The sequence below is a fragment of the Stenotrophomonas sp. 3diitr2024 genome, assembly GCF_042136455.1.
GTDB lineage: Bacteria > Pseudomonadota > Gammaproteobacteria > Xanthomonadales > Xanthomonadaceae > Stenotrophomonas > Stenotrophomonas sepilia.
Genome location: NZ_JBHHMJ010000272.1, coordinates 1 through 7,264, shown reverse-complemented (window position 1 = coordinate 7,264; position 7,264 = coordinate 1). Strand labels below are relative to the sequence as shown.

Here is a 7,264-nt window from a genome sequence, read left to right as displayed (position 1 = left end):
TGCAGTTGCCGGGCGCATCGTTCGTCAATCCGGGCACGCCGCTGCGCGACGCCCTCACCCGCGAGGCAACCGAACGCGCGCTGGACATCACCGCACTGGGCGACGACTTCCGCCCGCTGGGCCGGATCATCGACGAGCGCGCGATCATCAACGCGGTCATCGCGCTGATGGCCACTGGCGGTTCGACCAACCACACCATCCACTGGATCGCGGTGGCGCGTGCGGCCGGCATCGTGCTGACCTGGGACGACTTCGACGAACTGTCGCAGCTGATTCCGCTGCTGGCCCGTGTCTACCCGAACGGCGAGGCCGACGTGAACCGTTTCGCGGCCGCTGGCGGCCCGGCCTTCGTGTTCGGCGAGCTGATCAAGGCGGGCCTGATGCACGGCGATCTGGTCAGCGTCGCGCGTGGCGGCATGTCCGACTATGCGCGCGAGCCGCAACTGCGTGACGGCCGGCTGGTCTACCTGCCGGGCCTGGAACACAGCGCCGATGACGAAGTGGTTCGTGGCGTCGACAATCCGTTCGAGCACCAGGGTGGCCTGCGCCTGCTGCGTGGCAACCTCGGCAAGTCGCTGATCAAGCTGTCGGCGGTGAAACCGCAGTACCGGACGATCGAAGCACCTGCGGTGGTGGTCGATGCACCGCAGGTATTGAACAAGCTGCACGCCGGTGGCCTGCTGCCGCAGGACTTCGTGGCGGTGGTGCGCTACCAGGGCCCGCGTGCCAACGGCATGCCCGAACTGCATTCGCTGGCACCGCTGCTGGGCCTGCTGCAGAACCAGGGCCGGCGCGTGGCGCTGGTCACCGACGGCCGCCTGTCCGGTGCGTCGGGCAAGATCCCGGCGGCCATCCATGTGACGCCGGAAGCGGCGCGTGGTGGCCCGCTGGCCAAGGTCCGCGAGGGCGACATGATCCGCCTCGACGGCGAGGCCGGCACGCTGGAAGTGCTGGTGGACGCGGCGGAATGGGCAGCACGTCCGCTGGCGCCGAACACCGCGCCGGCCGCGCATGACCTGGGCCGCAACCTGTTCGCGATCAACCGTCGCGTGGTGGGCCCGGCCGACCAGGGCGCGATTTCGATTTCGTGCGGGCCGGCGGCGGCCGATGGCGGGCCGTGGGAGTACGACGCGGAGTATGAGCTGGGGCACGATGCCGCAGCGGCGGCGGCGCCGCATGAGGCGAAAGACGCCTGACGCGAAAAGCCGCGGCAGGCTTCCCGGCTTGGGCAGTAGAGCGCCCTGGCCGGGACACGCCGTAAACCCCCTACGGGGCCGGCCCAACCGCTGGCGGTTGGGCGTTCGGGCGCTTGCAAAGCGGTGCTTCGCAAGCAAAGCGCCCTCACCCATGGGGGCTCGATCGCGGCATTCATGCCGCTCACAGTCCCGGCCAGGGCGCTCTACTGCCCTTGGACAATTCCCGGCGCGTCATTTGCGCTGCGGCCACTGAATCAAGAAGAGCAAAGGCAAGGGCAAAAGCATGGGTATCGAACAACATCAGGTGAAGGCGGCGGAGCTGTTGCATGCGGCGGGCATCCTGCCGGTGGTGACGATTCATACGCTGGACCAGGCGCGAGCGGTCAGTGCGGCGCTGCTGGAAGGTGGTCTGCCGGCGATTGAGCTGACGCTGCGCACGCCGGTGGCGATGGAAGCGCTGGCAATGCTCAAGCGCGAGCTGCCGGACGTGGTGGTGGGTGCCGGTACGGTGCTGACCGTGGAGCAGATGCAGCAGTCGATCGATGCGGGTGCTGACTTCCTGGTGACCCCGGGGACGCCGCCGGCGCTGGCTGATGCACTTGCCGCTGCGCCGCTGCCGGTGGTGCCGGGTGCGGCGACGCCGACCGAGCTGCTGTCGCTCTACGCCCGCGGTTTCCGCGTGTGCAAGCTGTTCCCGGCCACAGCCGTGGGCGGGCTGGCGATGATCAAGGGACTGGCCGGCCCGGTTGCCGACCTCAAGCTGTGCCCGACCGGCGGCATCACCGAGAACACCGCCGCCGAGTACCTCGAGCAGAAGAACGTGGTCTGCATCGGTGGTTCGTGGATGGTGCCGGGCAACTGGATTGCCGACGGCGAATGGGACAAGGTGCGCGCCAGCGCCGCCGACGCCGCGAAGATCATCAAGCGCGTGCGCGGCCACTGACATGAAGATCGGGGTCAGAGCCCTTTCCCGCCGGGAAAGGGATCCGACCCCAGGCTGCGAGCGCGCACAGCGCGCGACCCGCTCCTGCTCTTCAATCTTCATTCCGCGGTGGCGGCGCACGGAAACTGTCGGTAGCCCTGCGGAGGGATTGCGCAGGGGCGTAAGCGCCATGGATGGCGCGCCGAGCCTTCAGGGATGGATTCACGGCGTCCCCTGCGCGGTCCCTCCGCAGGGCCAACCCCAGAAATCCAACCGCACCACCGCGAGGGGCTCAGCCGTTGGCCGAAACCCTTACAACGGCCGCGCCGGATCCACCAGCCCGTACTGGCTGGCCATGCGCGCCAGCGCGATGTTGTCGTGGATCCCCATCTTCTCGAACAACCGCGCCTTGTGCGTGTTCACCGTCTTCGCACTCAGGCTCAGGCGCCGCGCGATGTCTTCCTGGCGCAGGCCCTGGGTCAGCAGCAAGGCTACTTCCAGTTCGCGCGGCGACAGGCTGTCGAACGGCGATCCATTGCCCTCCACCGTCGACAGGGCCAGGTTCTGCGCGATGCTGGTGCCCAGGTAGCGACGGCCCATGGCCACATCGCGCACCGCGCGCAGCAGCTCCTGTGCATCGCAACCCTTGCCGATGTAGCCCGCGGCCCCCGCCTCCAGCAAGCGCTTCGGCAGCGGCCCGTCTTCCAGTACCGATACGATCACCACGCGGGTGTTGCGGTGGCTGCGGACGATGCGCTCGGTCACTTCCATGCCACTCACACCGGGCAGGTGCAGGTCGCACAGCACCACGTCCGGCAACAGCTGGCGGACGTCGCGCAGTGCGTCTTCACCCGTCTCGGCTTCGCCCACCACCTCGATGTCGGTCTCCCCCGACAGGATCATCTTCATCCCGGTGCGGACCAGCGCATGGTCATCCACCAGGTAGACTCGAATCGTCATTCACGTACCTCTTCGAATGCGGCCATTGCAGGTCAAGCTAGGCAGGGCGCCGATACCCCTGCAAGCGCGTCCGGGACGCGATCCAGGCGTTCTGCCTTGCGCATCACAGTAACGCGCGTTGTGCTTGCCCCCTGTCTTGCAGAACCTGCTGCAACGAAACAACTGATCTATTACGTAGACGCCCCGGAAGGGTCATCCACGTCACCCCCCTGTGATGATGCTTCGCTGGCCGTCGCTGGCGGCGAATCCCGACGTCGCCAAGGATGCCGGCGACTGAACATGACCAGATAGCACCCTACCACCCAAACCAGCGCGGCACACCATCCGGCCAGGATGTCCGAGGGATAATGCACGCCCAGATAGACCCGTGAGACGCTCACCAGCAGGCTGAACGGGGGCGCCAGCAGCAGTACCGGCCAACGCCAGCGGGTATTCCAGGCCAGCAGAACCAGGGTCGCGGCAAGGGTCATCGAGCCCATGGCGTGCCCGCTGGGGAAGCTGAACGTCGATTCCGGCGCAATCGACTCCCACAGGCTGGGGCGCTGGCGCTGGAAGAAGTGCTTGCTGCCCATGTTCAGCAACGCCGATCCCGCGAAACTGACCGCGACGAAGGTCGCCTCGCGCCAGCGCCGGTAGCCCAGCAGCGCACCGATGATCAGCACGTCAGCAGGGATCAGGAACCACTCGTAGCCCAGTTTCGAGATGAGCACGAAGAAGCGGTCCAGCCATGGCGAATGCAGGCCATGCATCTGCCACAGCAGCGGCGCATCGAAATGGAACGATTCAAATTCGTGCACTTCGTCAGCCAGGGCGACGAAGCCCGCCAACGGCAGCAGTACGCCACCGAACAGCAGGACCAGGCGCCAGGCGTTGCGCGCCATCCAGTGGCGGAAACCGGAGGCCGACTCCGGAGCGGCGAGGATCGCAGGCTTATCCGGCGCTTCGGACATATTTGTGTTCGACGTAATCGTCGATCAGGGCGACGAACTCCTGGGCGATGTTGTCGCCACGCAGGGTCACCTTCTTCTCGCCATCGACGAATACCGGTGCTGCCGGCGTCTCGCCCGTGCCCGGCAGGGAGATGCCGATATTGGCATGGCGCGACTCACCCGGCCCGTTGACGATGCAGCCCATCACCGCCAGGGTCATGTTCTCCGCCCCCGGGTGGTGGATCTTCCACAGCGGCATCTTCTCGCGCACATGGTTCTGCACCACTTTGGCCAGTTCCTGGAAGAACTCGGAGGTGGTGCGGCCGCAGCCCGGGCAGGCCGTGACCAGCGGCGTGAAGGCGCGCTGGCCGGTGGTCTGCAGCAGTTCCTGGGCGACGATCACTTCCTGCGTGCGCGACTGGCCCGGTTCCGGGGTCAGCGAGATGCGGATGGTGTCACCGATGCCTTCCTGCAGCAGCACGCTCAGCGCTGCCGACGAGGCGACGATGCCCTTGCTGCCGATACCGGCTTCGGTCAGGCCCAGGTGCAGGGCGAAGTCCGAGCGCTGGGCCAGGTCGCGGTACACCGCGATCAGTTCCTGCACGCCACTGACCTTGGCCGACAGCACGATCCGATCGCGCGGCAGGCCCAGTTCCACGGCCTGCTCGGCCGAATCCAGCGCCGAACGGATCAGCGCCTCACGCAGCACGCGGCCGGCGTCCCAGGGCTGCTCGCGCAGGTTGTTCTCGTCCATCAGCCTGGCCGCCAGGGCCTGGTCCAGCGAGCCCCAGTTGGCACCGATGCGCACCGGCTTGTTGTAGCGGATCGCGAACTCGATCAACTGGGCGAACTGCAGGTCCTTCTTCTTGCCGAAGCCGACATTGCCCGGGTTGATGCGGTACTTGGCCAACGCTTCCGCACATGCCGGTTCGGCAGTGAGCAGCTGGTGGCCGTTGTAGTGGAAGTCACCGATCAGCGGTACATCGATACCCATCATCGCCAGCTTGTCGACGATGCGCGGAATGGCCGCAGCGGCTTCCACGGTGTTGACGGTCAACCGCACCATCTCCGAACCTGCACGCCACAACTCGGCCACCTGCTTCACGCTGGAGGCCACGTCGGAGGTATCGGTGTTGGTCATCGACTGCACCACCACCGGCTTGCCTCCGCCTACGGTGACCCCGCCGATCTGGACGGCATGGGTCTGGCGGCGGGGCCAGGCGGTGGCATCGGAGGGGGGAGTCGGGCGGGTGACGGCGTCATGCATGGGCGCATTCTACCGCCCACTCCCGCATTCGGGGTGACTCGCATTCAGCCTGCGGCACGGCTGCGGCCGATTGTCGCAGGCATGTACACGCATGAACGCATACGATGAGCGTGAATGACCGGTCCCGACGCCCCGTTTCTCCGTACCCTGTGCAGCCTGCGCTGGCTTGCCGTGGGCGGCCAGGCCGCCACCATCCTGGTCGCGACCTGGGTGCTGGGCCTGCCGTTGCCGCAGCTGCCGTTGTGGGCCGGCGTGGCGGTGCTGGCCCTGTTCAACGTCTATACCCAGCTGCGCCCGGAAGCGGCCGACACTGCGCCGCTGACCGCATTCGGCCATATCCTGGTGGACGTGATCATCCTGACCTGGATGGTGGGCTGGAGCGGCGGCATGGCCAACCCGTTCAGCTCACTGTTCCTGATCCTGATCGCGCTGGCCGCCTTCGCCCTGCCCCTGCGCTGGGCATTGGCGGTCGCGCTGGCCTGCCTGCTCGGCTACGCCGCCAGCGGCATTTTCGGGCAGGCGCTGCCGGACGGCTACTTCCGCTCTCAGGACCTCAATCGCTGGGGCGTGGTCGCAAACTTCCTGATTTCCGCCACAGTGGTGCTGGCCTTCTCCACCCGCCTGGCACTGGCCCTGCGGGAGCGCGAACTGGAACTGTCGGCGCTGCGTGAGCGCTTCGCCCGCAACGAGGGCATCGTCGCCCTGGCCACCCATGCCGCCTCGGTCGCGCATGAGCTGAACACACCGCTGGCGACCATGACCCTGCTCGCCGACGATGTCGCCGAGCGCAGCGAAGAGCCTGAAGTGCGCGAAGACATGGAAACCCTGCGCGAGCTGCTGGTGCAGTGCCGGGAACGTGTGCTGGCGCTGGCCGCACCAGCCTCGGCCGACGCGCCGGGCCGCAGCCATTCCAGCGCCCAGCAGGTACTTGAACAATGGCGCCTGGTGCGGCCGACCATCGACCTGCACCGCAATGACGATGCGCCGCTGCGGCTGCCGCTCGACCCGGGCGTAGGCCATCTGTTGATGGTCCTGCTCAACAATGCCGCCGATGCCGGCGAGAAGGCCGGCCGGCCGCGCGTGGACCTGGACCTGCGCATCGAGGGCGACGACCTGATCGGCGAAGTACGCGACTACGGCCATGGTTTCGACGCCCGTGCCGCCGTGCTGCCGAGCAAGCTGTTCGGCAGCAGCAAGAGCGAGGGCATGGGCGTCGGCCTGGCCCTGTCCCATGCCACCATCGAACGCCTCGACGGCGAGATGTGGATGCGCCCGGCCCAGGGGGCCGGCAGCCGCGTCGGCTTCCGCCTGCCGCTGGCCCCACGCGAGGAAACCCCATGAGCGCCTCAACCCTTGGTCTGCTGGTCGACGACGACGAGCTGTACCTGCGCACCCTGCAGCGCAGCCTGGCCCGCAAGGGCCTGGAAACACAGACCGCACAGGATGCCGCCAGTGCCCTGGCACTGGCCCGCCAGCATCCGCCGGCGTTCGCGCTGATCGACCTGAAGCTGGGCAGCGATTCCGGCCTGGCGCTGATCCAGCCGCTGCGCGCGCTGCGCGCGGACATGCGCATCCTGCTGGTGACCGGCTATGCCAGCATCGCCACCGCAGTGGAGGCGATCAAGCTGGGCGCGGATGATTACCTGCCGAAGCCGGCCACGGTGCCGATGATCCTGCGCGCCCTCGGTGAGGAGGACGACGGCCCGGCCGACGATGGCGAAATGGAAGTGCCCGATGCGATGACGCCGATCAGCCGCCTGCAGTGGGAACACATCCAGCAGGCGATGCACGAGACCGGCGGCAACGTGTCAGCGGCCGCACGCCTGCTCGGCATGCACCGGCGCTCACTGCAGCGCAAGCTGGCCAAGCGGCCCAGCCCGGAACGCGATCCGAGCCGGTGAGACGCCACGCCATGCGCCGGTAGTGCCGGCCGCAGGCCGGCAACCTCGTGAACGATTGAAGCATCGCCTGGATGCCGGCCAGCGGCCGG

The 7,264-nt window shown here is 67.6% G+C and carries 7 protein-coding genes; 4 read left to right on the top strand and 3 right to left on the bottom strand.

Annotation, left to right across the window (positions count from 1 at the left end):
* Positions 1-1,196 (top strand): dihydroxy-acid dehydratase (locus ABGA94_RS06360; RefSeq protein ID WP_375366698.1); only part of this gene is annotated, 1,196 nt, incomplete at its 5' end.
* Between the two features lie 283 nt (positions 1,197-1,479).
* Complete coding sequence (gene eda, locus ABGA94_RS06355) at positions 1,480-2,139, top strand: bifunctional 4-hydroxy-2-oxoglutarate aldolase/2-dehydro-3-deoxy-phosphogluconate aldolase (RefSeq protein ID WP_049429315.1); 660 nt, start codon at positions 1,480-1,482, stop codon at positions 2,137-2,139.
* A gap of 291 nt (positions 2,140-2,430) precedes the next feature.
* Here the strand turns inward: eda and ABGA94_RS06350 are convergent, their stop codons facing one another.
* From ABGA94_RS06350 to ispG, 3 genes are all read right to left on the bottom strand, one after another.
* Positions 2,431-3,078: a response regulator gene (locus tag ABGA94_RS06350; protein WP_005416124.1), complete on the bottom strand. Its 648-nt coding sequence runs from the start codon at positions 3,076-3,078 to the stop codon at positions 2,431-2,433.
* Positions 3,079-3,248: 170 nt separating this feature from the next.
* Entirely contained in the window at positions 3,249-4,028 is a 780-nt protein-coding gene (locus ABGA94_RS06345) for a phosphatase PAP2 family protein (protein WP_095377451.1), read from the bottom strand.
* Positions 4,009-5,274, bottom strand: coding sequence for a flavodoxin-dependent (E)-4-hydroxy-3-methylbut-2-enyl-diphosphate synthase (gene ispG / locus ABGA94_RS06340; protein WP_049423521.1), 1,266 nt, complete (start codon positions 5,272-5,274; stop codon positions 4,009-4,011). Before ispG ends, ABGA94_RS06345 begins: the two co-directional genes overlap by 20 nt.
* Positions 5,275-5,388: 114 nt before the next feature.
* On the opposite strand from ispG, the gene ABGA94_RS06335 reads away from it, so the two are divergent.
* The gene (locus ABGA94_RS06335) at positions 5,389-6,615 is read left to right on the top strand and encodes an ATP-binding protein (RefSeq protein WP_375366696.1); all 1,227 of its coding nucleotides are present in this window, start codon (positions 5,389-5,391) and stop codon (positions 6,613-6,615) included.
* The gene (locus ABGA94_RS06330; RefSeq protein WP_005409063.1) at positions 6,612-7,175 is read left to right on the top strand and encodes a response regulator transcription factor; all 564 of its coding nucleotides are present in this window, start codon (positions 6,612-6,614) and stop codon (positions 7,173-7,175) included. Before ABGA94_RS06335 ends, ABGA94_RS06330 begins: the two co-directional genes overlap by 4 nt.
* Positions 7,176-7,264: the final 89 nt, after the last annotated feature.